The sequence below is a fragment of the Solibacillus sp. iso_87 genome (genome assembly GCF_056173085.1).
Map to the genome: position 1 here is coordinate 2983162 of NZ_CM149656.1, position 26384 is coordinate 3009545.

Genomic DNA, 26384 nt, shown 5'->3' on the forward strand with positions numbered 1-26384 from the left:
TCCAGAAAAAAACCATTTTCTCCCCGAAAGAGAGAAAATGGTTTTTTGAATATTTTATTCGCCTGAAACAGGTACTACTGAGCCGCCCCACTCTTCCAGGATAAAGTCTTGAATTTCTTTTGAGCGTAATGCATCAATTAATGCTTTAATTTCTTTTGAATCTTCATCGCCAGATTTTACTGCAATAATGTTTACATATGGTGATTCGCTAGACTCGATTGCGATTGAATCTTCCAATGGGTTAATGCCGTTATCGATTGCGAAGTTTGAGTTGATCAATACCGCATCGCCTTCTTCATTTTCGTACATTTGCACTAATAATTCAGCTGCTGTGTCTGCATCGAATACGAAGTTTTTCGGATTATCTACGATGTCCTTTGTTTCTGCTTTTGTTTTATCAATACCTTCTGCTAATGTGATTAAACCTTGTGCTTCAAGTAATGAAAGCATACGGCCGTGGTCTGCTACTGAGTTAGAAAGTAAAATTGTTGCACCTTCAGGAAGTTCTTCTAAAGATGAATATTTTTTAGAGTATATACCGATTGGCTCGATATGAATACCGCCAGCATTTGCAAAGTCGTAATCGAAATCTGCTTTTTGTGCTTCGAAGTATGGAATGTGCTGGAAGTAGTTTGCATCTAAATCACCATTTTCTAAATCTTGGTTTGGAAGTACGTAATCCGTATAAGGTTCGATTTCCAGCTCAATACCTTGTTCCTCTAAAATTGGTTTAACTTTTTCAAGGATTACTGCGTGTGGTGTATTTGATGCACCAACTACTAATTTCTCATCTTCGCCGCCACATGCCGCTAAAGCAAGTACTGAAGCTCCTAAAATAACACTTGATAATAATTTCTTCATTTGTTTTACCTACCCTTTTTTAGTTTGTTCAGTTTATCGAAACAGTTTTTATATTCTGATTATTCATCTTGTAGACGCGCACTTTTTTAAAGTTTGCGTCCACATTGTTTCGATGCACCAATATTTATAATTACGGCCTTATTAGCCACTAACTATCGTTTGTCCACTCTTGCTGTAATGAAATCCCCAATATACTGGATGATGAATACGACAACTAAAATTAAAACTGTTGCCATTAATGTCACATCTGTCCGGTTACGCTGGAAACCGTCAAGGAATGCCAGGTTTCCTAAACCACCAGCACCGATAATGCCGGCCATTGCTGTATATCCTACTAACGCGACAGCTGTAACAGTAATACCAGAAATTAATGCCGGTAAGCTTTCCGGAATCAGCACTTTCCAAATAATCGTAGAAGTTTTCGCTCCCATTGAGCGGGCCGCTTCAATGACACCTTTATCAATTTCTCTTAATGCTATTAATACCATGCGCGCATAAAATGGTGCTGCCCCAATAATTAGCGCAGGTAATGCTGCATTGGCGCCACGGATTGTTCCTAGTAAAAACTTTGTGAACGGAATTAATAAAATAATTAAGACGATAAATGGAATCGAACGGAAAATATTTACGAGTGATCCTGTCAAAAAGTGTACAATTCTATTTGCCCATAATTGATTGTCGCTCGTTAAAAATAAGACTATCCCAATCAGAATTCCGAGTATAAATGTGATGACTGTCGCAACAGCCGTCATATACATTGTTTCATATGTTGCTTCGAGCATTTTACCCCAATCTACGTTCGGAAATAATTGATTAAACATGCTCAATCACCTCCGCCTGAATTTCTTGCTTCGCTAAAAAGCTCAATGCTTCCGCGACTGCTTTCGGCTCGCCATCGATATGAATAAATAATGTACCGAACGAACCGCCCGTTGTATTCGAGATTTTGCCATGCACTATATTTACAACTACGTCAAATTGCTTAATTATTTGTGAGATGACAGGCTGTTCTGTCGTTGCCGCGGCAAATGTTAATTTAGCGATTTTGCCTTCTGGATAATTAGCTAAAATCTGTTCAAGTAATGCTTGTGTTTCCTGTGTTTCACCAGAAGCTTGAGATACGAAGTTTTTCGTAATCGGTGCTTGAGGATGCTGGAACACTTGCAATACATCTCCCTGTTCCACTACTTTTCCGGCTTCCATAACAGCTACTCTGTTACAGATTTTACGGATAACATGCATTTCATGTGTAATGAGTACAATTGTAAGTCCGATGTTTTTATTAATATCAAGCAGCAATTCCAAAATCGAATCTGTTGTTTCAGGATCAAGCGCTGAAGTCGCTTCATCACATAAAAGCACTTCCGGATTGTTTGCCAACGCTCGTGCAATGCCGACACGCTGCTTTTGCCCGCCTGAAAGTTGAGAAGGATACGCTTTCCCTCTCCCTTTTAAACCAACAAGTTCAATTAGCTCTTGTACTCGCTTTTCACGATCACCTTTTGAAACACCCGCAATTTCAAGTGGAAATGCGATATTTTCTTCAACTGTACGTGACCAAAGCAGATTGAAGTGCTGGAAAATCATACTTATTTTTTGACGTGCTTCTCGTAATTTTGCCCCGGAAGCTTTTGCAATATCCTGGCCACCTACAATGACAGAACCTGTTGTCGGCTTTTCCAAACCGTTCAGCAAGCGAATCATTGTACTTTTACCGGCACCACTGTAGCCGATAATACCGTATATTTCTCCTTTGTTAATCGATAAGCTTACATTATCAACTGCTGTAAGTTTACCGTTTTTCGTGTTATACACTTTAGTAATATTTTGTATATCAATCATCAGTTGTACTCCTTCTAAGTCGAAATAACCTGCCTGCTATTTCAAAATCATCTTCTTTTTTCATCCAAAACCTCCGTTGAATAAAAAAAACCTTTCTACCACGACAAGTAGAAAGGTTTCACATATATTTATACGGTAAACCGTTCTCTCATCTTTCAAAGTTTAAACTTTGTGTGAATTGGCACCTTTGCGTAAACGCTGGTTGCCGGGCTTCATAGGGCACTTCCCTCCACCTCTCTTTATAAGAGTAACGTTATTAAGTTTTATTATTATGAATGTTACTTTATCACGACAAAGAGACTACGTCAATTACTTTTTTAATATTTCATACAAAAACGGTACGGATTTAAATGCATAAATCTTATTCGTTAGTTCTCCTTTGTCTGAAACGATTAAACAAGGTACACTTTCAATTTTCAATTCATATGGTAAATCCCCTAAATAATTGATATTTGCCATACCAAGAGGGAGATCTGGGAGTAATTTCTCAATTACATCCAACATTTTTTCCGACACTTCACATGTGCCGCACATAGGCGTATATAAGAAAAACGCTGTCTGATCGTGCTGTTGTACATTCTGTTCCCACTGCTGTTTCGTCCATTGTTCCATTATACTGTCATCCTTCTTTTACTAAAAATTTTGCCTGTAGTAAAATATCCTTTAAGATTTTAGTAGGTGTTTTTTCTACTTCTACATATTCGTGAGGTATGATAAGCTGTGTCGCTTCGGGATATGCACGGTTCATCAGTTTACGTAACTTTTCACCGTTTTTATCTGCATCAAACATCGTGATAATTTCATCTTGCTCATATTCTTCCAATAAATCAATCAAATTGACTTCGCTTATTGTGCCATTTGTACAAATAATCGTCACGTCCTCAGCTAATATCGGGAGTAATCTCAATTTATCGGCACGACCTTCTACAACGATACACTTTCCCATCCTTACACGCTTCCTTTCATCCGTCACATTATATATAGAATAACAAAAAAACACTAAAACCTTTAATTAGAAGGCTTTAGTGTTCCAGATTATTGTTCGATTAAAGCAGTGTAAGCGTCTGAATCTAATAATTCATCAACTTCTGCTTCACTTGTTAACTCAACAGTAACCATCCATGCATTACCGTATGGAGATTCATTTACGTATTCTGGATTGTCCAATAATTCTTCGTTGATTGCTACAACTTTACCTGAAAGTGGTGCATATAGTTCAGAAACTGTTTTAACAGACTCTACACTACCGAAAGGCTGATCCTTTGAAATTTCATCGCCTACTTCAGGTAACTCTACGAATACGATATCGCCTAATTCAGACTGTGCGAAATCTGTAATACCGATTGTCGCTTTACCGTCTTCAATTTTAACCCACTCATGCTCTTTTGAATAACGTAATTCTTTAGGTGTGCTCATTCGAAAACCTCCATGTTATATGTAGTACATTCAAGTTCATTTTGCCATATTTCGTTCGGAAATACAATGTGAATAACTGTTTATTTCCAAGTTTCTAAGAAGTCAGACTCCTTAAATCCTAAAGTTAATTTTTTACCATCTGTAACGATTGGTCGCTTAATTAACATACCATCCGATGCTAACAGCTCTAATTGCTCATCTTCAGACATTGTAGGTAATTTATCTTTTAGGCCTAATTCACGATATTTCACGCCAGATGTATTAAAAAATTTCTTCAATGGCACTCCACTTGCTTCGTAAATTGCTTTAAGTTCCTCTTTAGATGGTGTCTGCTCAACAATATGAATATTTTCATAGTCCACACCTTGCTCATCTAGCCATTTTTGCGCTTTTTTACAAGTTGTACATTTCGGATATTGGATGAATTTTACTGTCATGTAAGTACTCCTTTTTGCCCTGGATTTCCCTATATTGTAACGGATATAGAAGGACAAATCAAAAATGTGTTCGCATTATCGGAGTTTTAGTGGTTATGGTCTTTATTAGAAGATGTGTGACGATATTAGAACATGACGGGCATATTATAGAAGAACGGCTTCACTTATTTGAAACTTTGGGTAACCTAGAATTTCTGAAATTATATTAGAACATCTTACGTTTTATTAGAAAATCTATAGAAAAACCGGGTGCAAAGCCATGCACCCGATTACAATCATTTATTAAACTACATATTTTTCTGCTTCGATTAGTTTCGCAGCAGCTTCACGTTTTTTCGGAATTAAGTTGTAAGGGTTGTTGCGCGTTAATTTACGTAATGCTGATAAAATCATACGTGCATCGTCACCTTCAACTGAAGCGATTAATGTTTCTTTTGCTTCTTTTTCGATTTCTGCGAATGCTTCCTGACAGAAAATTTGAGTGTAAAGAATTTTTTGTGCTGCTTTTTCTTCTCCGTCACGCTCGATTGCTTTTTGTGTACGGATTACTGCAGATTCCATTGCGTATAATTGGTTCGCAATGTTCGCGATGTTCACTAACAGCTCTTGCTCCGCATCCAGTTTTGCACCGTAGCGTTGTGCTGCTGCACCTGCTGCAAGTACTGCAATCTTTTTCGCGTTTTTCACTAAATATTTCTCTTGCTCTAAAGCACCTTGGCCGATTTCTTCAGGCATAAGCATTAATAGCTCGTTTTGCAGTTCTTGTGCTACTTGTAATAGTGGCAACTCACCTTTTAATGCTTTTTTCATAAATGTGCCCGGTACGATCATACGGTTAATTTCGTTTGTACCTTCGAAAATACGGTTAATACGAGAGTCGCGGTAAATGCGTTCTACTTCGTACTCAGCCATAAAGCCGTAACCACCGTGTAACTGAACCGCTTCATCCGCTACGAAATCCAATGTTTCAGAACCGAATACTTTTGCGATCGAGCACTCAATTGCATATTCAGCGATTGCTGCTGCGATTGATTTGCCGTCTTTTTGCTCTTCATCAGATAACTGGCTTAAACGGTCTTCGAAGTAACCAACTGTACGATAGTTTAAAGATTCAGATGCATAAATGTGAGAAGCCATTGATGCGATTTTTTCTTTCGTTAAGTTGAAATCCGATAATTTTGTTTTGAATTGCTGACGTTGGTTCGTATAAGCAACTGCTAATTCAAATGCACGTTTTGATGCACCTACAGTACCTACTCCTAATTTATAACGTCCGATATTTAAAATATTGAACGCGATAATATGACCGCGGCCAACTTCACCTAGTAAGTTTTCAACAGGCACTTCTGCATCTTCTAAAATTAATGTACGAGTTGAAGATGATTTAATCCCCATTTTCTTTTCTTCTGGTCCTACAGAAACACCCGGGAATGAACGCTCAACGATGAATGCAGTAAATTTATCGCCATCGATTTTTGCGTATACAACGAATACATCTGCAAAGCCTGCATTTGTAATCCATTGTTTTTCACCATTTAATACATAATGTGTGCCTGCTTCATTTAACTTAGCTGTTGTTTTAGCTCCTAATGCATCCGAACCGGAACCTGGTTCTGTTAATGCGTATGCTGCGATTAATGCACCTGAGGCTAACTTCGGTAAGTACTTCGTTTTTTGCTCATGATTACCGAATAATACGATCGGTAATGAACCGATCCCAACATGGGCACCGTGAGTGATTGAGAAACCTCCAGCCGGTGACATTTTTTCTGCGATTAATGCAGAAGAAATTTTGTCTAAGCCTAAGCCTTCGTATTCTTCAGGTACGTCAGCTGCTAGTAAACCTAAATCACCTGCTGTTTTTAATAGACGTACAGAGTGATCGAACTCATGGTGCTCTAAGTTTTCAACTACCGGTAATACTTCGTTCGTTACATATTCCTGTGTTGTTTGAGCAATCATTTTTTGCTCGTCTGTGAAATCTTCCGGTATAATTACTCGGTTAATATCCACGTCCTCAATTAAAAAGCCGCCACCTTTAATAATGCTGTTTGTTGTTTGTGCCATTATAAATTCCTCCCTAGTTTCCTTTGTGATTTATTATTTCCCCAGACAATTAAAGAACTTCAAATACTCCTGCTGCGCCCATTCCGCCGCCGATACACATTGTTACGACACCGTATTTACCTCCGCGGCGTTTTAATTCATTGATTAGCTTCACTGTAAGAATCGCACCTGTTGCACCTAGTGGATGACCTAATGCGATTGCTCCTCCGTTAACATTCACTTTCTCCATATCAATACCTAGCTCACGAACTACTTGAATTGATTGTGATGCGAATGCTTCGTTAATTTCCCATAGGTCTACCTGATCTTGTGTAATTCCTGCAATCTCAAGTGCTTTCGGTACTGCTACGATTGGACCGATACCCATTACTTCAGGTGGAACTCCGCCGACAGCAAATCCTAGGAATTTCGCCAGTGGCTGCATTCCTTGTTTCTCCGCTTCTTCACGGTCCATTACTAGAACTGCTGCTGCACCGTCAGAAGTTTGAGAAGCATTTCCTGCTGTTACAGAACCTTTTACATTGAATGCCGGACGTAATTTTGCCAACGTTTCTACCGATGTATCTGGACGAACCCCTTCATCTGTATCAAAGATCGTAACTTTTTCTTTTAACTGGTTGTTTTCATCGACATAATATTCCGTTACTTCAACCGGAACGATTTCGTCTTTGAATTTACCTTCTTTAATCGCTTTTTCAGCCAATTCGTGTGAACGTACTGCAAAAGCATCCTGCTCTTCACGTGTTACATTGTAACGATTCGCTACCTCTTCAGCTGTGTGACCCATACCGATATAGTATTGTGGCGCCTCTTCAGCAATTTTCGGGTTTAGACGAACTGTATTCCCAGTCATCGGAATCATACTCATCGATTCTGTACCACCTGCAACGATTGCTTTTGCGTGGCCAAGCATAATCCGCTCTGCTGCATAGGCAATTGTTTGTAGCCCTGATGAACAGAAACGGTTAACTGTTAACGCCGGTGTTTCATCCGGTAACCCTGCCAATGCCCCAACTAAGCGGGCAACATTCATCCCTTGTTCTGCTTCTGGCATTGCACATCCCATAATTAAATCATCAACCGGACCTTCATAGCCCGCACGTTTTAATGCTTCTTTTACTACTACTGCACCAAAATCATCTGGACGAGTGTTCGCAAGTGATCCTTTTTTCGCACGTCCGATTGGTGTTCGTGCTCCTGCAACGATAACGGCTTCACGCATAATGATGTTTCCCCCTTGTGATTAGCCAGCAAGTAAACTCGTAAGCTAGTTGCCGGCAAATATTTCAACTAATACATCGTTTTAAGAAAAAGTCTGTCGCTTTTCGCGGCAAGCACTTCTATTAGTTACGTAATGGCTTTCCTTTTACGAGCATGTGCTGCATACGCATTTGTGATTTTTGATCTGCAACCAGTTCTAAGAATGCTTGTTTTTCCAGGTTTAATAAGTACTCTTCTGAAACTTCTGTTCCGTATGGTACTTTACCGCCTGCGATTACATACGCAAGTTTCTTCGCAATTTTTAAGTCATGCTCTGTAATATAGCCTGAATCGAACATTCCTTGAGCCCCTAATAACAATGTTGCATAACCTGGTGCGCCTACTACTTTCACCGGCTTTTTCACTGGTGCTGTATAGCCTGCTTCTGAAAGTGCAAGTGCTGCTTGTTTTGCATCATAGATTAAGTGATCCGGATTTACTGAAATACCGTCCGCAAAGTCCAGGAAGTTATTTTCACGTGCTTCTTCACCAGAAGTCGAAACTTTCGCCATTGCAATTGTTTCGAATACTTTGTTCGCGATTTGCTGGTAGTCTACATCTACGCCATTTGGCAGGCCTTTAATGAACTTTTGGTAAAGACCTAAGTTACCGCCGCCTCCTGGGATTAAGCCGACACCTACTTCTACAAGACCCATGTATGTTTCAGCAGATGCTTGAATATGTGCAGCCGGTAAACATACTTCCGCTCCGCCACCTAATGCCATTTGGAATGGTGCCGCAACAACCGGTTTTGTTGAATATTTAATACGGCGCATTGCCTGCTGGAATGACTTAATAACAAAGTCCAGCTCGAAAATGTTATCATCTTGCGCTTCCATTAAAATCATTGCAAGGTTGGCACCGACACAGAAGTTTTTACCTTGGTTCCCGATTACGAGACCTTTAAAGTTTTTCTCAACTTCATCAATGGCATAGTTGATCATTTGAACAATGTCTAAACCGATTGCATTTGATTTTGAGTGGAATTCAAGTAGTGCAATTCCGTCACCTAAATCGATTAGGCTTGCACCTGAATTCGATTTGATCACACCGTGTTTTTTCTTGTAACGTTTTAAGTCGATCGCTTTTTCATTCACCGGCACTTTTACATATTCTGAACCGTTGTAGTAAGCTAGATCACCATCGATTTCTGAATAGAATGTTTTCAGGCCTTTCTCTAATAATCCAGTAACGAATTCTGGAATTTCACGACCTTCTTCTTTCATTTTTGCTACTGATTTTTCTACGCCGATTGCATCCCACATTTCGAATGGACCTTGAGCCCAACCGAAGCCCCATTTCATCGCATTGTCGATTGCAACGATATCGTCTGCAATTTCACCTACTAACTTTCCAGAGTAAATTAATGTCGGTGCAAATGAATTCCATAACAGTTCCCCAACTCGGTCATTTGCATAAATTAAAACTTTTAATTTACCACCTGGACCTTTCGCTTGTTTTGCCATTTCCAATGATGGTGCCGCAAGTTTTGTAGTCGGCTCATATTCAAATGTTGATAGATTCAATTGCAGAATTTCTTTTCCGACTTTTTTGAAGAATCCTTGGCCCGATTTTGCGCCAATCCAACCATTTGAGATCATTTTCTTTAAAATAGGTGATTCTTCAAATACTGCCTGTTCCTCACCAGTTGTCTGGTCATATACATTTGTTGCAACGTGTGCAAAAGTATCAAGACCAACAACATCCAATGTGCGGAATGTCGCAGATTTCGGACGGCCGATTAGTGGTCCAGTTACTGAATCTACTTCACCTACTGTATAGTTACGTGCAATCATTTCGTTCATCGTCACGATTAAGCCGTATGTTCCGATTCGGTTTGCGATAAAGTTCGGTGTGTCTTTTGCGATAACAACACCTTTACCTAATACATCCTCACTGAATGTTTGCATAAAGCTTACAACTTCCGGTTTTGTCGTATTAGCCGGAATGATTTCCAGTAATTTTAAATAGCGTGGTGGGTTGAAGAAATGTGTTCCAAGGAAATGTGCTTGGAAATCTTCTGAACGCCCTTCCGCCATTGCGTTAATGCTAACCCCTGATGTATTTGATGAAACGATTGTGCCTGGTTTACGTACAGCATCAATCTTTTCAAATAAGCCTTTTTTAATTTCTAATCTTTCTACAATTACCTCAATAATCCAGTCAACATCTTTCAGCTTTTCTAAATCATCGTCAAAGTTACCTGGTGTAATTAATGCTAGATTTTTTTTCGATGAAAGTGGTGCTGGTTTTTGCTTTAGTAATTTTTGCATTGCCGAAACTGCAAAACGGTTTTTCACAGGTTTTGAATCAAGTGTTAACCCCTTAACTTCTTCTTCCTTAGTTAGTTCGCCCGGAGCGATGTCCAATAACAATGTAGGAATCCCGATATTCGCCAAATGTGCTGCAATCCCTGAACCCATTACCCCTGAACCTAAAACCGCTACTTTTTCAATTTTGTAAGACACGAGCACTTCCCCCTTCTCCCTTGAATGAACAGTCATTCATTTTGAAATCAAAAAAAAACTTCAAACAGCTTTTCTGTTCTTAGTGTAGATTATTTTGACAATTTAAGCAATAATTTTCTCGCAATTTTAAATAAATTTATTATTCTTATATTTTTATTGCTAGAAGGTACATATATTAAGCTAAATTACTTTTCGTAAGCTGTCCTAATCGTGTACAATGGGCGTAAGGAGCGTGATTAATATGCAAGAAATTACAACAATTGAACAATTCACAGAACTAACAAGCAAGGAAAAACCAGTAATCGTAAAATTCTTCGCTGGCTGGTGCCCGGACTGCACACGTATGGATATGTTTATCGATCCAATTATTGAAGAGTACAATCAATATGACTGGTATTCAATCAACCGTGATAACTTCCCGGATTTAGCGGAGAAATATCAAGTAATGGGTATTCCATCATTACTAATCTTCAAAAATGGTGAAAAATTAGCACACTTACATAGCGCTAATGCAAAATCACCTGCACAAGTAGAAGAATTCTTAAACGCACAAGCATAATATGTATTTACGAATAAATCCAAAAGTTTACCGCTTTTGGATTTATTTTGTTTATTTTTCTAAGTTAAAGCGCTAGTCATAATGAGGTTTTTTATTTACAATGGATTACGTGAAATTTTATTGTAAGAAAGGAAAATTTATGACTTCAGATCAACGAAAAAAGCTCGCTTTACTTATGCTTAACATGTTTATTGCTGTCGGGAGTTTCGGGATTATCATTCCAATTATCCCTGCCTATTTAAAAGAAATCGGGCAAGGCGGAACAGCTGCAGGTTTAATCATTGCGATTTTTGCATTCGCACAATTTTTAGTATCACCTATCGGGGGGAAATGGACGGATAAGTATGGTCGTCGCCCGCTGATTAATATCGGACTGCTTACGCTAGCAATTTCGATGTTTATTTTCTACTTTGCTGATTCCATTTGGCTGCTTTACTTATCACGTGCTATCGGCGGAATCGGCTGTGCATTCTTGATTCCTGCGATTTTCGCATATGTAGCAGATATTACAACAATGGAACAACGCGCAAAAGGAAATAGTTTTATTTCAGCCTCGATGTCACTCGGGATTGTAATCGGACCAGGTATCGGAGGTTTTTTAGCGGATTTCGGACTTAAAACACCGCTTCTTGTTTCGGCGGTAGTCGGACTTCTTGCGTTTATCGTTTCATACTTTACATTGGCGGAGAGCCAGGAAGAGAAAATAGAAATTCCACAAGGCGAAAATTCATCCATGGTGAAAGATATTCTTTTATCTGTTAAAAAGCCATTCTTTATTCCACTGATTATTACACTGATCATGAGTTTTGGTTTAATGGCTTATGAAACTGTTCTTGGACTTTATGTAGATGATAAATTTGGTGCAACACCACAGGAAATTGCCTTTATGGTAACATCAACAGGATTAGTCGGTGTTATTATGCAATTGTTTGTAGTTGACCGCCTCGTAAAAGCGATCGGAGAAGTAAATGTATTAAAATTATTTTTAGTTGTTACCGCTTCCGGCTTCTTACTGTCGATTATCGCAGGAAGCTATACGATGTTCTTTGCGATTTCGTTATTAATATTCCTAGCGACATCCATTTTGCGTCCTGTATTAACGACATTAATTTCAAAAATGGCGGGTAATGAACAAGGATTCGCAATGGGTATGAACAATGCTTATATGAGTATCGGTAATATTATGGGCCCTCTTCTTGCAGGCGCATTATATGACATCGATATCCTATACCCGTTTATCGCAGGTTTAATCATATTAATTTTCACAATCATTCTTACTTTTATGTGGAAAGGTATTAAGATTCAAAAAGCAGCATTAAAAGGAGGCCATTAATCGTGAAAATTATTGTATTCGATGCGACTGGTGGCGTGGAACAGCATTTTGTTGAAATGGCTGTTAAGGCTGGTCATACAGTAGCATTGAATGATGCCCAATACGAAAATAAATCAGTTGGTTTAGGCAGCTAAATTTAAACAGACGAAAACTACCCCAAATACTTGAGGTAGTTTTCGTTTTTTTATTTGGCGTTGTTGATTTCTTATTCCGTATAATTATCAAAGTTAACAGGAACGGTATATTCGATCCCTTTTTCATCTTTCAATATGCGCGGAGCAGTTCGGGTTAATGTCCAGCTAAAGCCATTATCTCCCGTGATGAAATATTGATTATCTTTAGTTTCTATTTGGATGTTTGTGTATGTTTCTTCGATTAATTCTCCTGAAAGTGATTTACCTCGATAACGAATCGTATCATCATTAAAAATATAAAATAGCTGATCATTATAGCGATTGGCAATTGACATATCAGTAAAATGTTCTGGTTTCGCTTCAAGCATACCAATCCTACGATAATCCAGTAAAACATCCTTTGCAGTGAATTGGTAATAAGTTGAAGTTTGTTTCGAGTCTTCGACATACTTAAGTAATAAGTGGTTACCTATTCTTTCTGCATGATAAAATTCCTGTGGGTTTGTGAGTTCTGTATGCTCAAATATATCTGCATATAGGAGATGCCCTTGTTTAGTTGTAATGACTTTCGGCGCGCTACCACTCATAAACAGTACAGGTTCGTCATGAAAATCATCGGCAAACGTCATTACGTTTGTACCTTCAAGCTGCCCTATTACAATCTGGTATTCCCCTGTATTATTTCGGTAAATATAAGTTGTTTCATTTGTTTCACTATCGATAAAATAAAACTGATCACTAGTACCTCTAATTACCACTGTCGGTTGATCACTTGCAACATTTAAGTCGAGACGTTTTCCTTCCGGTGTTTCAAATACTCGCCAAGTCCCCTCATCCGTTGGGATTTGATACAATATATGGTCATTCACCGGTTGAATTTCTGCTCCATTTATATCCAACTCTAAATTCTCTAAAACCGGAGCATATGGTGCTTCTTTATATTCCAGCAAGAACTCTTTTGGCAGTTCTATATTTTCAGTGTAAAGCACCATCGATTGCGTAATGTCCAATTCAATCATTTCGGATTCCTTATTAATGACGAGCTTATCTAAATATTCGATATCATTCGCTTGTAGCTTTAAAAAAAGGGTAATTGATTTTTCAGTATCAATTGTTTTAATCACTTCTACAGGTTTATTGAATTTAATTATAGAATAACGGGCATAAGCCTGTTCACTGTCAACCGAGGATAACTTTGCTAATGCTTTTTTATCTTTCTGAATAATCGCTTCGTAAAAATCAGCAACTAACTGTTGATGATTCTCCTCCAAGTATGAAGATTCTATTTCAACAGCCTGTAAAGTTTGATTCGGAGTGAAATACAGCACGGCACCAAGCACAAGCATTAACAGAACAACTATGGCCGGCTGCAAAAATGGCAGCGGTTTTTTACGTTGCTTTTTTTGCATTACTTTTTGTACAAATGCCTCATCCATGAGCGGTTGTCTGCCGATTGTTTCATCAATTGCTTGCTTCACTTGAGAATTCGTCATGCCATTCACCACCTTTTAATTGTTCTCTTAACTTCTCACGTCCACGCCTAAGCCTTGTCTTCACGGTATTGTCCGAAATTGATAGTAAATGTGCGATCTCATCGATTTTCAGTTCCTTATAATAATAGAGAATGATAATTTCACGGTATTTAACCGGTAGCTCAAGAACTGTATTTCCGAGTATTTGACTTTCACTTTGTTCAAGCACTTGCTGTTCTGCAGATTTGGTTCCTTTAAAAATTTCCTGTATTTTATTCGTTAAAATGGTATTTTTGTAGCTCCAGCTGCGTAAATAATCATAACTACGATTGATCGTCATTCGATATAAATACGTCCGGTAACTCGCATCGCCACGAAATTGCCCACGCTGCTCATAAGCTTTTAACAGCACGTCCTGTACAATATCTTCTGCCATTTCTTTATTTTTCACATATGTATAGGAAAGTCGAAGCAATTCTTCGCCATGTGTTCTTATAAACACTTCAAGCTCCATTTTCTTCCCCCCTTTGTTTTAATTGCTAACCGTTAGACGGAGCTGTTTTATTTTTAGTTTCAACTTTTAATGATTATTTTTTCAAATTGTGGGTATTAAACTACTTTATAACACTTTGGAGGTTTTGAGTATGCGAGTATTATTAAATGTAAATGGCAGGTCACAATATAGTTCGGATATCCGGCCTGAATATCAAAACTCGGCATGCGGCCCTACGACTGCACACGTTATTTTGAATTACTTATGCGAAGATGAAACAATTCGCACAAAAGATGTAAATGAACTTTATAAATTTTTAGGTGGTACAAAAATCGGACTTTTTAAATGGCGGATGATTAGAAACTTACGTCGATTACTCGGTGATGACTGGTGTATCGAAGAATGTACATTAACTCAGGCGATTGAGCAATTGCGCTTAGGTAATCCGGTTGCGATGAAGTTTGATGTTTATTTTACCGGGCAGTTTCTGAAAAGTTATACCCCTCTCTATAAATACCACTGGGTACCGTTAATCGGTTACGAAATAAAAGACGAAGAACTATACTTAACTATTCACGATAATGGCGGCCGCAATCGTGACAGTCAAATCCGAACTTTTAAGTATGATGACAACCGCAAAATATTAAGCTTCGTTAAAATCGAAAAGGAAAAGCATTAGCGCAACACGCTAATGCTTTTTTTTGAATAAATAGTAAATTTATTGTCTATTACTATAAAAAAATTGCGAGGAATTTTATGAAATCTGTTAGCTCTATTAGTATTTTACATATTATTTTTTTAACGATGACATTCATCGGGTTAAAAAACCATGTCACGATTATTCCATCCTTACTAAATGGAGCAGGTCGTGATGCTTGGTTTTCTGTTATTTTTTCAATATTTTTGATAATTCCCTGGTTAGTTCTTCCTTTTATCACATTAAAAAAACTTAAAGACGAATCTCTTCGTATGTATTTACTAAACAATTACCCTAAGCTGGGTAAAGTGCTTATTTTTATCATTGCTTTTTACTTACTTCTCATGGCCGTTATTACAATGCATGAAACACTACAATGGGTTTCAACAACCTTTTTGCTGCAAACGCCGCCATTGCTTTTGTTTTTCTTTTTTACATTTGTATGCTTTTTACTGGCAACATCCTCCGTATTAACGATTACGATGGTCAATGTTGTCGTCTTGTTTGGTGTTGTCGTCCTTGGCTTCTTTATCGCCATTGTTAATATTCAAGTGAAAGATTATGCATTGCTGCAGCCATTTTTCGAGCATGGATTTACACCGGTTTTCACATCTATGGTATACCCTGCTTCCGGCTTTATTGAGCTTTATTTGCTCGTATTTATTCAGCAGCACTTTAAAACAAAGCTTAAATTTTGGCATTTATTAATAATGCTCTTTATACTATTTGGATTAACACTAGGTCCCTTATTGGGGGCAATTGCAGAATTCGGACCAACTGAGGCTGCTAAACAGCGCTACCCCGCATTTGAAGAATGGCGAATTGCCTCAATCGGAAGCTTTATAAACCATATCGATTTCTTTTCTATTTACCAGTGGCTTACAGGTGCATTTGTCCGTGTTGGTTTTATATTATTCATAACTATCGAGCTATTAGGGCTCACTGGTCAAAAGAAGAAAATTTGGGAATATATTTTTCCGCTCTTTGTTTTTTGCTCGCTGCCTCTTTATTTACTAGATGACAGTATATTTAGCAAATGGAAGGGGCAATATTTTCTAATAAGTACTACGTTATTCTTTTTCGTACTTTCATTTATTCTCTTAATATTAGTAAATCGAAAATCGAAGCGAAAGTTGGAATATAATGATTGAATACGCTACCTTAAAAAAGCAATTTGATAATTGTGCTGATATTCGCTTTCAAATATTAGACTTTCCTGCAAGCAACGTTATGCTCATCACCTGTGAAGCGATGACAGATAATCATTTATTCAATGAAGTAGTCGTACCCCGATTAAGAATGGCATGCCAACAAAAAGAACAATTTGATGAGGCAGTTTTAATGCAGAAACTGCATCTTCCCCAGCTACTGAAAATTGAAGATTTGCAAGAAGCTGTTACGAATGTATTTAGCGGATTTGTTCTTATTTATATCGAAAATTTAAATATACTGTTATGCAGCAATATTGAAAACAAGCCTAATCGAAGCCCTGAGGAAACAAACTTAGAAGTAACTATTAAAGGTCCACGTGATAACTTCATAGAAGATTTAGGTGTAAATATTGCTCTTATACGCAAACGTCTACCTACGAATTCATTAAGTGTTGAAAAGATAACGTTAGGAACACGCTCAAAAACAAAAATCGCTATTTTATATTTTAATGACATTGCAGATTTATCGATCTTGAAACAATTAAAAAAACAACTCTCTGAAATCGATACAGATGTTATTTTAAGTGGTGAATTAATAATGGAACGGTTGAATAAAATTTCCTATTTAATTCCTTTAAATGATTCGACAGGTCGTCCTGATTTCGCGATGCAAGCACTCGTTACCGGACGCTTTATCATTTTAGTAGACGGAATTGCATACGCAATTATTACGCCCGCCAATATTCTAACATTATTAAAGTCCGGAGAGGATAATGATTTTCCGTCTATATTCAGTTCGTTTGAAAGATTATTACGTTTATTCTGCATATTAATAGCGCTTTTACTTCCGGCTTTTTGGCTTGCGTTAACAACATTTCATCAAGAACAGCTCCCAATTCAATTACTTGCGACAGTTGTACAAGCAAATACGGGCTCCCCACTGCCTGCAGCTTTAGAAATGCTTGGAATGCTTTTTATGTTCGAGTTATTTCGTGAAGCGGGATTACGCTTACCGAGTATTTTAGGTGGAACGATCAGTGTTGTAGGAGGTTTAATTATAGGGGATGCGGCCATTCGAGCTGGGATTACAAGTCCGGCAATGATTGTGGTCATAGCTATTTCAACGATTGCTACCTTTACACTTGTCAATCAGTCCCTCGTTACAACGATAAGCATGCTGCGAATTGTAATTATTATTATTACATCGATTACCGGACTTTTCGGGTTCTTCTTATCGATCTTTATTTGCCTTGTTTATATCGCGAATATCCGTGTATTTGGAGTTCCTTATTTAAATATAGCAGTCAATTTGAGCTGGGATAATTTGAAAATGTCCCTTTTTCGTCCACCAGCAACTTCAAACACTAAACGACCGGAAGTATTAAATGTTAAAGATAAAACAAAGGAAAAAACAAAATGAAGAAATTGCTTTTATTTCCATTGTTACTTTTAGTTGCTGGCTGCTGGGATACAAATCAGCCTGAACGTATGTATTATCTACTTGGGCTAGGAATCGATTATAAAGAAAATCAATATGAAATTTATAGTCAAGTTGTTGCTTTCACTAATATTGCTAAAAGCGAACAGCCAAACCCGGAAGCTACGCAGGCTGAAGTTGGGATTGCCAAAGGAAAGACATTTGATGAAGCATTTTTTAATTTATATCAAACGATGGATGAGCGCTTCTTTTTAGGGCATTTAAACTATGTTCTCTTTTCGGAAAATATCGCAGAGGAAGGTAAAGTAGAACCTGTCATCAATTCCCTTATCCGATACAGGGAATGGAGGTATACAACTTGGGCTTATATTACAGAATCACCACTTAAGGAAGCTTTGCTCATCACACCCATTATTAATAAATCCATTACCCTTTCAAAGGTGTCCGACCCACTCAATTCATTTAATCAGTCATCCCGGGTCCGTCCCATACAATTACGGGAACTTATGATTCATTTGAATGAACCTAGTCATGAAACCAAAATACCATTAATCGAAATTAGCGAAAACTGGTCAAAGGAAGATGGACCGGATCCAGTCTATTCATTTAAAGGCATAAGCATTCTCGGTAAGAACTCTGGTTTAAAAGGGAACTTATTAGGCGACGATCTAAACGGTGTTCAATGGCTAGAAAATGAAACAGACCGCTCAGATATTACCGTTAAAACGGAAGAATTTGAAGAATTATATACAACGACAACCGTTGACGAAGTGCGTTCTAAAATTACACCAATTGTTTCTGAAAGTAATGTCCAATTTGATTTACAAGTTCAATTGGTTGTACAAACAAATGAAATGCTTGATGAAAATAAAATGGATTTATTAGAAAATAAGATTAAGGAGCAAGTAAAAAAAGAAATCGAGCAAACCTATAAAGCTTCATTGAAATTTGATGCCGATATATACCGGTTATCTGAGATATTGTACCGAAAAGATTTGAAAACATGGAAAAAGTATGAGCAAGATGGAAAAATTCCTCTTGACGAGTCTACTATTCGGAAAGTGGATGTGGAGCTTGTAAAAGTCAAAGGGGAACGTATCATTTCCCATTAAAAAGAGGTTGCGCAGATGTGCGCAACCTCTTTACATTTATTTATAAATAGAACGTGCATGCTTCGCAATCAGTCGATAGCCTTGCTGTTCAATATGATCAAACAGCTCCGGAGCATAAGGAGATAAGGCTAATTGATCCAACTCAATATCAATCGGTACTTCACAATGGATTGTAGCCAATTGATGCGATAAACGTAACATCGCTTCGTTCTCACTGATTTTAATACGCTGACCCGGTTTTAATGTTGGCAATGCTTCCAATACGCCATCGATGGAACCATAATTTTGAATAAGCTGTAATGCTGTTTTCGGTCCGATCCCCTTAACCCCCGGGTAACCGTCGCTCGTGTCTCCCATAAACGCTTTAACTTCCGCGAATTGTTTTGGCGCAATGCCATATTCTTCAATAAACCGGCTTTCCGTATACACATCGTATTCTGTATAGCCTTTTTTCGTAAAGGCAATCGTTGTCGAAGGGTTTAGTAATTGCAGTAAATCTTTATCACCGCTAATTACAGTAATTTGTGCATCTTCTTTCCACTTTTCAATCATTGAGCCGATTAAATCATCCGCCTCAAGACCTTGTGTACCAAAGTTTTGCCACCCGATCATTTCCGATACTCTTTTAGCCATATCAAATTGCGGCAGCATCTCTTCCGGTGGTGCAGGTCGATTTGCTTTATAGCCATCGTATAGATCATTGCGGAACGTAACCGCGCCCATATCCCAGCATACTGCTAAATGTGTCGGCTGCATCAGACTTTGTGCTGTCAATACATGGCGGGCAAAGCCTTGAACACCGTTTGATGGTGTCCCGTCATCTAAACGTATAAATTGATTCATTGCGGCTGATGCAAAAAATGAACGAAACAATAGCGCCATTCCATCAACTATTAATAAATGTGGTTTTGTCATAATAAATCTCCTCTTTCTACTAAACACCTATTATAACAAAAGCACCGGTAGAATGTAGCTGTAAATACTTACCCATTCAGTTTCAAGTAGTCGATAATACGATTCACGTCTTTGCTGAAAATACGATCCTCTGTCATCGCAGGTGCTATGTTGCGAATGTCTTTCCACTTCTCATAAAGTTTTGGCGACATGTTCTCTACACCCCTGTACTCCACTGCCTGTGCTGCACAAAATGCCTCGATTGCCAGTACATTACGCACATTGGCAATAATCATACGTGCATGGCGAGATCCTGTCGTACCCATCGATACATGGTCTTCCTGATTCGCAGAAGATGGAATGGAGTCAACCGATGCAGGATGTGCCAATGTTTTATTTTCCGATACTAAACTTGCTGCGCTATACTGCAAGATCATCGCGCCTGATTCAAGTCCTGGATTCGAACTTAAAAATGCAGGCAGTCCTTCATTCAACTGCGGGTTTACTAATCGTTCAATCCGGCGCTCTGATACATTGGCCAACTCCGCCATCCCGATTTTCAGAAAGTCCATCGCAAACGCAATCGGCTGTCCATGGAAATTCCCACCTGAAATGACTAAACCGCCATCATCAAAAATGAGCGGATTGTCTGTTGCCGCATTCATTTCTATTTCCAGCTTTTCTTTTACGTAATTCAGCACTTGCCAGCTCGCCCCGTGGATTTGCGGGATGCAGCGAAGCGAATACGGATCCTGCACACGCTTTTCCCCTTGATGTGTAATGAGTTTGCTGTCCTTTAACCAATCACGCATACGTTCTGCAACACCTATTTGTTCTTGCATGCCTCGCGCTTCATGAACAGCTGGATGGAAGGCATCGATTATGCCGTACAAACTTTCCATCGTCATTGAAGCAATCCATTCACTTGCATAAGCCAGTTTCTCGGCTTCCAAGTAATTGACTACGCCTTGTGCAGTCATTGCCTGGGTTCCATTGATTAATGCGAGACCTTCTTTTGCCTGCAGTTCAATTCTCGGCAGTCCCCGCTTTTCAAATATTTCATGTGACGGATGTTTACTACCATTTATAAATACTTCCCCTTCCCCAATAACCGCCAAAACTAAATGAGAAAGTGGTGCCAAATCTCCGGATGCTCCAAGTGAGCCTTGCTGTGGAATTACTGGAATGACGTCCTCATTAATCATCCATAACAGTCGTTCCAGTACTTCCAAGCGAATTCCTGAGAGACCTTTTAATAATGCATTTAACCTAAGCACCATCATCGCTTTTGCAACGTGTTCCGAAAAAGGCTCCCCAAAACCGCATGCATGGGAACGAATTAAATTAACTTGCAGCTTGCTTACTTCATGCTCTGCAATTTTCACATCGCTGAACTTTCCGAACCCAGTATTAATCCCGTATACGGTTTTATCCTGCTGAACAATCCTTTCCACTGCGTCACGGCTTTTAACAACACGTACTTTCGCTTCTTCCGCAATCTCTATTTTTTCCCCTTTATATAAAATGCTCCCTATTTGTTCGATTGATAAATTTTGTCCGTTTAACTGAATCATTTACCGCACCCCTTTTAACTATTCTTATCTCTCAATTTATTATTGTTTAAATAGCAGTTAATTGCTACTAATATTTCACTCTTAAAACCATAGGTAAGTTGAAAATGCTTATTTTAAAGGCTTCATACGCTTTATCCCTAAAAAGTTGTTCACCTGCTAATACATTAACCTTCTAGCAATTTAGTATTTTATTATAGTAAAGTGCTAAAGCGAAGAAGTATAAAAAAATAGAGACCCTGTAAATAGGACCTCTACTTTGTACGCTTCATATCTCGGATTGCTTGAATCGATAATCGCACGAGCAAAATCGCACATAAAAACAAACCTAAATAAGCAGCCGTATTTAAATAAATTGCATACGCATTATGAATAAATTGAGAGATTGCTAGTAATGCAACCGATATAATTCCAAATGTAATTCCAACCATCAGCAGAATAAACCTTGAAAACAGCTGTGTTACAAACATGGAATTCGCTTTATCCGAAAAAATATCATGATGCAAAATGATTTTCCCGCTCTCCACTTTTCTGAACAACTGATCTAGGCGGCGCGGTATTTTCCGTAGATTTGGCAACATCAGTGCCAGTTCTTCTTCGATTAAGTCTTTCGTCTCTACCGGATGTTTGAACGGTTTCAGGAAGCTTGATTTCAAATAATCATTGGAGAAGTCTTTTACTTCACTGAAAATCCTGAATCTTGGGCAAATAATAGACAATGTACCGTCTAATGTTACAATGGCACGTAATGCCACGTTGACGGATGGATAGAAATGGAGTCCAAATTCACGCACAACAGAGAAAATGGAGTACATTAGCTCATCAGTCGGGATCGTCGACACATAGTTGATTTTCAGCAGAATCTGGCTAATTGCCTGCTCCATTTCGTGCCGATTAATCTGCTCGGCATTTTCTACAAGCTGGGCAATCCCATCGACAACTAGTGCTGCATCGTTTTGATGAATTCCGACAAGGAAGTACTTTAACCCTTCCTGTTGCAATACAGCTAAACGGCCGACAGCCCCATAATCGAGAATCGCGACACGTCCGGTTGTTTCCTCAATATAAATATTCCCCGGGTGCGGATCAGCATGGAAAATACCAGAAACAAGCGTTTGTTCCAAAAACGAATATAATAATGTCTTTGCAAACTGATGACGGTCAATGCCCAAATCTGTAAATAGTTCATTTGCTACTGTAACGGACTTTCCTTTTATATATTCCATCACTACAACATTGGAATTACTGCATTCCTGGTATACTTTCGGCACTTTTACATCAATACTGCCACGTTCCACAATTTTGGCAACCTGCTCCATATTGCGAGCCTCGATATTAAAATCAATTTCTTCCTTCAACGCCATGCTGAAGCCTTTCGCCAAATCGTAAAAGCCCAAGTTTTCAGCCCACTGCGATTTACTCGTAATCCATCTGGCAAACTCCATTAAAATCGATAGATCATCCTGCATTATATTTTTCACGTCAGGACGTAAAAACTTCACGACAACAGGTTCGTCTGTTTCCTTTAACACCGCTTTATGTACTTGACCGATTGAAGCGGAAGCTAACGGTGTTTTACTTATATAGGAAAAAATTTGATCCGTTCCCGCATTAAAGTTTTCGGCAATTATTTGGTCAACTTGCTGTTCGGAAAGGGGTTTTACATGTTGCTGAAGCTTTTCAAGTTCATCAATAAATATCGGAGACAAGAGCTCTTTACGTGTTGACAGTACTTGTCCAAATTTAATAAATACCCCGCCGCACTGCTCAAGTGTATCCCGTAATGCTTTTGCCAGTTCACGTTCATCTTCGCGTGCACGGGCATATTTCATTGTTCGTGTGACTCCGTTTGTTACAGCAATCCCCACTACTTCACGTAAACGTTTTTGACGCTTCCAATACGTAATGAGTGTTTTAAAATAGGATCGTCTGCCGACAGGTGTTCCGTTTTCATTCAATTCTATCGAATCAAACAGCTCAAAAAACAGATAAAGCAGCATCGAAATGAGAAGCATACAACCAAGCCAGATAATAGTTGTTATGTTGACGACATTTGAAACAATTCCTTGGTCATAATAGTCCGACCCACGCAAATATGTATACCAAAATACAAAAGTCGTTAATGAAACACTAATTAGCACGGATAATATTCTTTTCATCAGACTTATTTGTGAGCCGATTAAACGGCCGCTAATAAAGAATATAAGCGCGGATGCAATGAGCAGTTGAATTATAGCTGAAATGAAATCCATTCAAATCGCCCCTTTAGGTCAAAGTTAAATGTGTATGCACTTCTACATTCCCTTTTAACGCTTTACTAATCATACAAGTTTCCTCTGCCTTATATGCATAGCGCTCCGCTATACGACGGGCACGTTCATCATCTTTGTTCTGCAGTTCAATATCGACATAATGGTGGATCGCTTTATATGTAAAAACACCATTTGTTACATCAACAAGCCCTTCTGACTTCAAATTCAGCTTTGCGTCAATTTTGCTTCGCTCAAGCATTGCCGCCAGTGTAATTAAATAACAGGTTGCCGCGGCCCCAAGCAGCATTTCATCCGGATTTGTCCCAACACCAGGTCCATCCATTTCAGGCGGAATCGAAATTTGTGTCTGCAATCGTTCGGCTTTCAATTCCCCAACCGCATTTCTTCCCCCTGGCCAGTCAATCGTTAACGTAAAAGTATGTACTGTCATAAATATCACTCTTTTCATTTTTCTTTAACTATAACATTTTGGTCTAAGATTTTCAGATTATGAAAACAGCCGACTAACAGAAAGTTTCTGTTAGTCGGCTGATGTTTACCATACGTTTTGTTTATATTTTTTATAGTAGTTGACCTGACGGATAAACATGTAGATTTTGCGTTTCAAATGCTTGTCCTGTTTGTAGAACAACGGATTTACAAGTTTCTTTTCCTTGATCAAACGTCCAATATCCTTTTTCACCGATTCTTCGTAAACGAATTTTTTCAATACAATTTTCGGAACGACTGAAAACAGGACATCTCCTTTTAAATACGAGCAAGGTTTCGGAATATCGTAAATCAGATCTTCCACAAAGTTGCGCGCCAAATTATGACCCATAGCGTTAATATAATAACTTGAACGACCTTGACGAATATTTACTTCGAACACTTTAAACTTCCCGTCACGCTCATCGTATTTCAAATCAAAGTTACCGTAGCCGCGATAGCCCACCGCTTCCAAAAAGCCGCGCAGTTTTGTCATCACTTCTTCGTTATATCGGGAAATAAGCGCTGTGTAATTGCCGATCGCCGTTTTCGTATGTTCCTGAAGGACTACTTGTGCAAACGATACAAGCTGTGTTTCCCCTTTTGAATTTACATAGACAACTGAATCCCACATTGCTGTATCATCACCGGGAATATAATCCTGAATAATGATCTCTTCCTGGTAGCCGCTATTTTTAATCATATCGATTACTTTTTGAACTTCTTCTTTGTTTTCCACTTTGAAAACTTTTGCCTGGCCTTCAAATGGATGTCGGCTGTATTCAATCCCGTTACTCGGTTTAATAATAACCGGATACATCATCTCGGTTTCAAATGCACCATCTGTTTTGCAATCATAAAAGACAGTCGTTGGAATATCGATTCCGTGTTGTTCACACAGTTTATAGAAATTGGATTTAATCTGCAGGTCATTCATTAAATTCTCATCGATATAGTTGAACACAAAATAATCTCTTAAGATCGCGCGGTTTTCAATAATTAAACGGACGTATAAATCGTTTGTACCGATTAAAATCAGCTTTTCCGCTTCATTTTCATATTTCTTCGCTACGCTAATTAATATTTTGGCAAACTGATCCGGTTCACCAAGTTTCTTGTCATACTCAATCGCACGTGGAATATTGCTTAAATTCGTAAAAGGCAAAACACCTTTTCCTACTAGAATCGGACGGATTTTATATTCTTCATGGAAAGAAATCGCCATGTTATATGCATTAATATCAGTACCGACAATAATCGGTAAAAATGGTTGTCGAGTCATTACTATACTACCTCTCAATCTGTTCAACGGACTTCTTATTTGATTTATCACTTATTTATCATACAATACTCTATCGATTTATGCTGTATTTTGTAAACGGTTTTTAGTATTTAACGAATATTTTAATGAAACTTCTCCTCGTTTAAAACGTACGTATTAAGTAAGAGGTGATCGGGATGAATGCTCAATTACAATTATTTTTTACAAACATTGATAAAATCATTTTATATTTTGGGGCAGATGCAAAATATTTTTATATTGACCTTGCATTAAAGCTGACTGTCCGCAATATCGTGTTCAACTATGAAGATTATGAAAAAGTTCGTCAGCAAATCAAAAACAATACAAAATGGTATAACTTTGCTCGGGTTAATACTCAAATTATTAATACATACTTTGTACATTATGCAAAGGAACCTGAAAAAATCGGTGAAGCTTTAAATCTCCATAAATTACTGACAAAGCAGTTTACCCGTCATGATGACAGCTATATTGCGGCTGCCTATTTAAAATCGGAAGATCATATCGAGCGGATCAATCTGTTAATTAAAGATTTAATGAACAAACAAAGCGTAAAATATGCGCCATTAAAGCTTTCCACTAGTGCGATGCTTGCCGGACGGGCGGAAGACACAAAAGTACTGGCAAATAGTGTGGAACTGTATTATCAGGCACTTGTGTCAATCGGCTATGAACGAACAAAGGACACGACAAATACAGCTGTCATTTTAACAATCGGAACAGGGGACTTTCATAACGAAACCTTTGCCCGGTTAAAAGAGCTGACAACTTTTATTAAAAAGAAAGAAAAAAAGCTTAAGCCGCACCATTACAATACGATTGCTCTGCTCTCGCTCGCCAAATTTGAAGTTCACCAATTCCCGGCACTCCATGATATGCATGAAGAAATTTGCCGCTTTTTAAAGTTAGATCGTAGGCAGTTTAACTCGCTGCTTGTAGCCACTCAAATTTACACATCGACTGAAGCAATCGGTGACTTACCCTCATATGATGTAGATTTCTCAACAATTATTTTCTCTGCTGCTGAGCATTCAAATACAGGACGTTATGAAAGCGACATTACTGCCGACGGTGCTGATTGAATGATAAAAAAACTGTGCTGATCCGGAATTGATTCCGTTCAGCACAGTTTTTG

General features: G+C 38.4%; 25 protein-coding genes and 1 riboswitch. Of the genes, 8 read left to right on the top strand and 17 right to left on the bottom strand.

What is annotated here, in order from left to right:
* Nucleotides 1-54 precede the first annotated feature (54 nt).
* The 10 genes from AC0VXV_RS15320 to AC0VXV_RS15365 all read right to left on the bottom strand — a co-directional run bounded on the left by AC0VXV_RS15320 (nt 55) and on the right by AC0VXV_RS15365 (nt 10351).
* On the bottom strand, nt 55-861 hold the full coding sequence (locus AC0VXV_RS15320; RefSeq protein ID WP_475529035.1) for a MetQ/NlpA family ABC transporter substrate-binding protein: 807 nt from the start codon (nt 859-861) through the stop codon (nt 55-57).
* Between the two features lie 152 nt (nt 862-1013).
* Complete coding sequence (locus AC0VXV_RS15325) at nt 1014-1682, bottom strand: methionine ABC transporter permease (protein WP_475529036.1); 669 nt, start codon at nt 1680-1682, stop codon at nt 1014-1016.
* A complete protein-coding gene (locus AC0VXV_RS15330) occupies nt 1675-2703 on the bottom strand; it encodes a methionine ABC transporter ATP-binding protein (RefSeq protein ID WP_475529037.1) in 1029 nt (342 codons plus the stop codon). Before AC0VXV_RS15330 ends, AC0VXV_RS15325 begins: the two co-directional genes overlap by 8 nt.
* Nucleotides 2704-2848: 145 nt before the next feature.
* A riboswitch (SAM riboswitch) is annotated at nt 2849-2951 on the bottom strand.
* 61 nt (nt 2952-3012) lie between these two features.
* Nucleotides 3013-3315 carry a thioredoxin family protein gene (locus AC0VXV_RS15335; RefSeq protein WP_339172869.1) on the bottom strand — a complete coding sequence of 101 codons (303 nt, stop codon included), beginning with the start codon at nt 3313-3315 and terminating at the stop codon, nt 3013-3015.
* Between the two features lie 7 nt (nt 3316-3322).
* On the bottom strand, nt 3323-3649 hold the full coding sequence (locus tag AC0VXV_RS15340; RefSeq protein WP_475529038.1) for a toprim domain-containing protein: 327 nt from the start codon (nt 3647-3649) through the stop codon (nt 3323-3325).
* Between the two features lie 89 nt (nt 3650-3738).
* The gene (gene gcvH, locus AC0VXV_RS15345; protein ID WP_475529039.1) at nt 3739-4119 is read right to left on the bottom strand and encodes a glycine cleavage system protein GcvH; all 381 of its coding nucleotides are present in this window, start codon (nt 4117-4119) and stop codon (nt 3739-3741) included.
* Between the two features lie 80 nt (nt 4120-4199).
* The gene (locus tag AC0VXV_RS15350; protein WP_475529041.1) at nt 4200-4556 is read right to left on the bottom strand and encodes an arsenate reductase family protein; all 357 of its coding nucleotides are present in this window, start codon (nt 4554-4556) and stop codon (nt 4200-4202) included.
* Nucleotides 4557-4838: 282 nt separating this feature from the next.
* Complete coding sequence (locus AC0VXV_RS15355) at nt 4839-6623, bottom strand: acyl-CoA dehydrogenase family protein (protein WP_475529042.1); 1785 nt, start codon at nt 6621-6623, stop codon at nt 4839-4841.
* A gap of 49 nt (nt 6624-6672) precedes the next feature.
* Entirely contained in the window at nt 6673-7845 is a 1173-nt protein-coding gene (locus AC0VXV_RS15360) for an acetyl-CoA C-acetyltransferase (RefSeq protein WP_475529043.1), read from the bottom strand.
* Between the two features lie 121 nt (nt 7846-7966).
* The gene (locus AC0VXV_RS15365) at nt 7967-10351 is read right to left on the bottom strand and encodes a 3-hydroxyacyl-CoA dehydrogenase/enoyl-CoA hydratase family protein (RefSeq protein WP_475529044.1); all 2385 of its coding nucleotides are present in this window, start codon (nt 10349-10351) and stop codon (nt 7967-7969) included.
* A gap of 241 nt (nt 10352-10592) precedes the next feature.
* On the opposite strand from AC0VXV_RS15365, the gene AC0VXV_RS15370 reads away from it, so the two are divergent.
* The 3 genes from AC0VXV_RS15370 to AC0VXV_RS15380 all read left to right on the top strand — a co-directional run bounded on the left by AC0VXV_RS15370 (nt 10593) and on the right by AC0VXV_RS15380 (nt 12377).
* Nucleotides 10593-10910 (top strand): thioredoxin family protein, encoded by a 318-nt coding sequence (locus AC0VXV_RS15370; protein WP_008408698.1) that lies wholly within the window; start codon nt 10593-10595, stop codon nt 10908-10910.
* Nucleotides 10911-11049: 139 nt separating this feature from the next.
* Nucleotides 11050-12243: an MFS transporter gene (locus AC0VXV_RS15375; RefSeq protein WP_475529046.1), complete on the top strand. Its 1194-nt coding sequence runs from the start codon at nt 11050-11052 to the stop codon at nt 12241-12243.
* 2 nt (nt 12244-12245) lie between these two features.
* Complete coding sequence (locus AC0VXV_RS15380; RefSeq protein WP_475529047.1) at nt 12246-12377, top strand: hypothetical protein; 132 nt, start codon at nt 12246-12248, stop codon at nt 12375-12377.
* Between the two features lie 71 nt (nt 12378-12448).
* Here the strand turns inward: AC0VXV_RS15380 and AC0VXV_RS15385 are convergent, their stop codons facing one another.
* Nucleotides 12449-13870 (bottom strand): hypothetical protein, encoded by a 1422-nt coding sequence (locus AC0VXV_RS15385; protein WP_475529048.1) that lies wholly within the window; start codon nt 13868-13870, stop codon nt 12449-12451.
* Nucleotides 13839-14363, bottom strand: a complete 525-nt coding sequence (locus AC0VXV_RS15390) for a sigma-70 family RNA polymerase sigma factor (RefSeq protein ID WP_475529049.1) — start codon at nt 14361-14363, stop codon at nt 13839-13841. The genes AC0VXV_RS15385 and AC0VXV_RS15390 overlap by 32 nt, the downstream gene beginning before the upstream one ends.
* Before the next feature lie 130 nt (nt 14364-14493).
* Between AC0VXV_RS15390 and AC0VXV_RS15395 the strand changes: the two genes are divergently transcribed.
* From AC0VXV_RS15395 to AC0VXV_RS15410, 4 genes are all read left to right on the top strand, one after another.
* Nucleotides 14494-15021, top strand: coding sequence for a C39 family peptidase (locus tag AC0VXV_RS15395; protein ID WP_475529050.1), 528 nt, complete (start codon nt 14494-14496; stop codon nt 15019-15021).
* Nucleotides 15022-15098: 77 nt separating this feature from the next.
* On the top strand, nt 15099-16190 hold the full coding sequence (locus AC0VXV_RS15400) for an endospore germination permease (protein WP_475529052.1): 1092 nt from the start codon (nt 15099-15101) through the stop codon (nt 16188-16190).
* Entirely contained in the window at nt 16183-17610 is a 1428-nt protein-coding gene (locus AC0VXV_RS15405) for a spore germination protein (protein ID WP_475529053.1), read from the top strand. The genes AC0VXV_RS15400 and AC0VXV_RS15405 overlap by 8 nt, the downstream gene beginning before the upstream one ends.
* Entirely contained in the window at nt 17607-18740 is a 1134-nt protein-coding gene (locus AC0VXV_RS15410; RefSeq protein ID WP_475529055.1) for a Ger(x)C family spore germination protein, read from the top strand. The genes AC0VXV_RS15405 and AC0VXV_RS15410 overlap by 4 nt, the downstream gene beginning before the upstream one ends.
* Before the next feature lie 36 nt (nt 18741-18776).
* Here the strand turns inward: AC0VXV_RS15410 and AC0VXV_RS15415 are convergent, their stop codons facing one another.
* The 5 genes from AC0VXV_RS15415 to AC0VXV_RS15435 all read right to left on the bottom strand — a co-directional run bounded on the left by AC0VXV_RS15415 (nt 18777) and on the right by AC0VXV_RS15435 (nt 25228).
* Nucleotides 18777-19655 (bottom strand): 5'-3' exonuclease, encoded by an 879-nt coding sequence (locus AC0VXV_RS15415; protein ID WP_475529056.1) that lies wholly within the window; start codon nt 19653-19655, stop codon nt 18777-18779.
* Between the two features lie 68 nt (nt 19656-19723).
* A complete protein-coding gene (gene hutH, locus AC0VXV_RS15420) occupies nt 19724-21208 on the bottom strand; it encodes a histidine ammonia-lyase (RefSeq protein WP_475529057.1) in 1485 nt (494 codons plus the stop codon).
* A gap of 251 nt (nt 21209-21459) precedes the next feature.
* Nucleotides 21460-23457 (bottom strand): ABC1 kinase family protein, encoded by a 1998-nt coding sequence (locus AC0VXV_RS15425; protein ID WP_475529058.1) that lies wholly within the window; start codon nt 23455-23457, stop codon nt 21460-21462.
* Nucleotides 23458-23470: 13 nt separating this feature from the next.
* Nucleotides 23471-23908, bottom strand: a complete 438-nt coding sequence (locus AC0VXV_RS15430; RefSeq protein ID WP_475529059.1) for an SACOL1771 family peroxiredoxin — start codon at nt 23906-23908, stop codon at nt 23471-23473.
* A gap of 105 nt (nt 23909-24013) precedes the next feature.
* On the bottom strand, nt 24014-25228 hold the full coding sequence (locus tag AC0VXV_RS15435; RefSeq protein ID WP_475529060.1) for a carboxylate--amine ligase: 1215 nt from the start codon (nt 25226-25228) through the stop codon (nt 24014-24016).
* Nucleotides 25229-25404: 176 nt separating this feature from the next.
* On the opposite strand from AC0VXV_RS15435, the gene AC0VXV_RS15440 reads away from it, so the two are divergent.
* A complete protein-coding gene (locus tag AC0VXV_RS15440; RefSeq protein WP_475529062.1) occupies nt 25405-26331 on the top strand; it encodes a DUF4003 family protein in 927 nt (308 codons plus the stop codon).
* Nucleotides 26332-26384: the final 53 nt, after the last annotated feature.

Excerpts from the sequence above, each read along its gene's own strand:
- AC0VXV_RS15320 (WP_475529035.1), bottom strand. The coding sequence starts at position 861 with ATGAAGAAATTATTATCAAGTGTTATTTTAGGAGCTTCAGTACTTGCT.
- AC0VXV_RS15325 (WP_475529036.1), bottom strand. The coding sequence starts at position 1,682 with ATGTTTAATCAATTATTTCCGAACGTAGATTGGGGTAAAATGCTCGAA.
- AC0VXV_RS15330 (WP_475529037.1), bottom strand. The coding sequence starts at position 2,703 with ATGATTGATATACAAAATATTACTAAAGTGTATAACACGAAAAACGGT.
- AC0VXV_RS15335 (WP_339172869.1), bottom strand. The coding sequence starts at position 3,315 with ATGGAACAATGGACGAAACAGCAGTGGGAACAGAATGTACAACAGCAC.
- AC0VXV_RS15340 (WP_475529038.1), bottom strand. The coding sequence starts at position 3,649 with ATGGGAAAGTGTATCGTTGTAGAAGGTCGTGCCGATAAATTGAGATTA.
- gcvH (WP_475529039.1), bottom strand. The coding sequence starts at position 4,119 with ATGAGCACACCTAAAGAATTACGTTATTCAAAAGAGCATGAGTGGGTT.
- AC0VXV_RS15350 (WP_475529041.1), bottom strand. The coding sequence starts at position 4,556 with ATGACAGTAAAATTCATCCAATATCCGAAATGTACAACTTGTAAAAAA.
- AC0VXV_RS15355 (WP_475529042.1), bottom strand. The coding sequence starts at position 6,623 with ATGGCACAAACAACAAACAGCATTATTAAAGGTGGCGGCTTTTTAATT.
- AC0VXV_RS15360 (WP_475529043.1), bottom strand. The coding sequence starts at position 7,845 with ATGCGTGAAGCCGTTATCGTTGCAGGAGCACGAACACCAATCGGACGT.
- AC0VXV_RS15370 (WP_008408698.1), top strand. The coding sequence starts at position 10,593 with ATGCAAGAAATTACAACAATTGAACAATTCACAGAACTAACAAGCAAG.
- AC0VXV_RS15375 (WP_475529046.1), top strand. The coding sequence starts at position 11,050 with ATGACTTCAGATCAACGAAAAAAGCTCGCTTTACTTATGCTTAACATG.
- AC0VXV_RS15385 (WP_475529048.1), bottom strand. The coding sequence starts at position 13,870 with ATGACGAATTCTCAAGTGAAGCAAGCAATTGATGAAACAATCGGCAGA.
- AC0VXV_RS15390 (WP_475529049.1), bottom strand. The coding sequence starts at position 14,363 with ATGGAGCTTGAAGTGTTTATAAGAACACATGGCGAAGAATTGCTTCGA.
- AC0VXV_RS15395 (WP_475529050.1), top strand. The coding sequence starts at position 14,494 with ATGCGAGTATTATTAAATGTAAATGGCAGGTCACAATATAGTTCGGAT.
- AC0VXV_RS15400 (WP_475529052.1), top strand. The coding sequence starts at position 15,099 with ATGAAATCTGTTAGCTCTATTAGTATTTTACATATTATTTTTTTAACG.
- AC0VXV_RS15405 (WP_475529053.1), top strand. The coding sequence starts at position 16,183 with ATGATTGAATACGCTACCTTAAAAAAGCAATTTGATAATTGTGCTGAT.
- AC0VXV_RS15410 (WP_475529055.1), top strand. The coding sequence starts at position 17,607 with ATGAAGAAATTGCTTTTATTTCCATTGTTACTTTTAGTTGCTGGCTGC.
- AC0VXV_RS15415 (WP_475529056.1), bottom strand. The coding sequence starts at position 19,655 with ATGACAAAACCACATTTATTAATAGTTGATGGAATGGCGCTATTGTTT.
- hutH (WP_475529057.1), bottom strand. The coding sequence starts at position 21,208 with ATGATTCAGTTAAACGGACAAAATTTATCAATCGAACAAATAGGGAGC.
- AC0VXV_RS15425 (WP_475529058.1), bottom strand. The coding sequence starts at position 23,457 with ATGGATTTCATTTCAGCTATAATTCAACTGCTCATTGCATCCGCGCTT.
- AC0VXV_RS15430 (WP_475529059.1), bottom strand. The coding sequence starts at position 23,908 with ATGACAGTACATACTTTTACGTTAACGATTGACTGGCCAGGGGGAAGA.
- AC0VXV_RS15435 (WP_475529060.1), bottom strand. The coding sequence starts at position 25,228 with ATGACTCGACAACCATTTTTACCGATTATTGTCGGTACTGATATTAAT.
- AC0VXV_RS15440 (WP_475529062.1), top strand. The coding sequence starts at position 25,405 with ATGAATGCTCAATTACAATTATTTTTTACAAACATTGATAAAATCATT.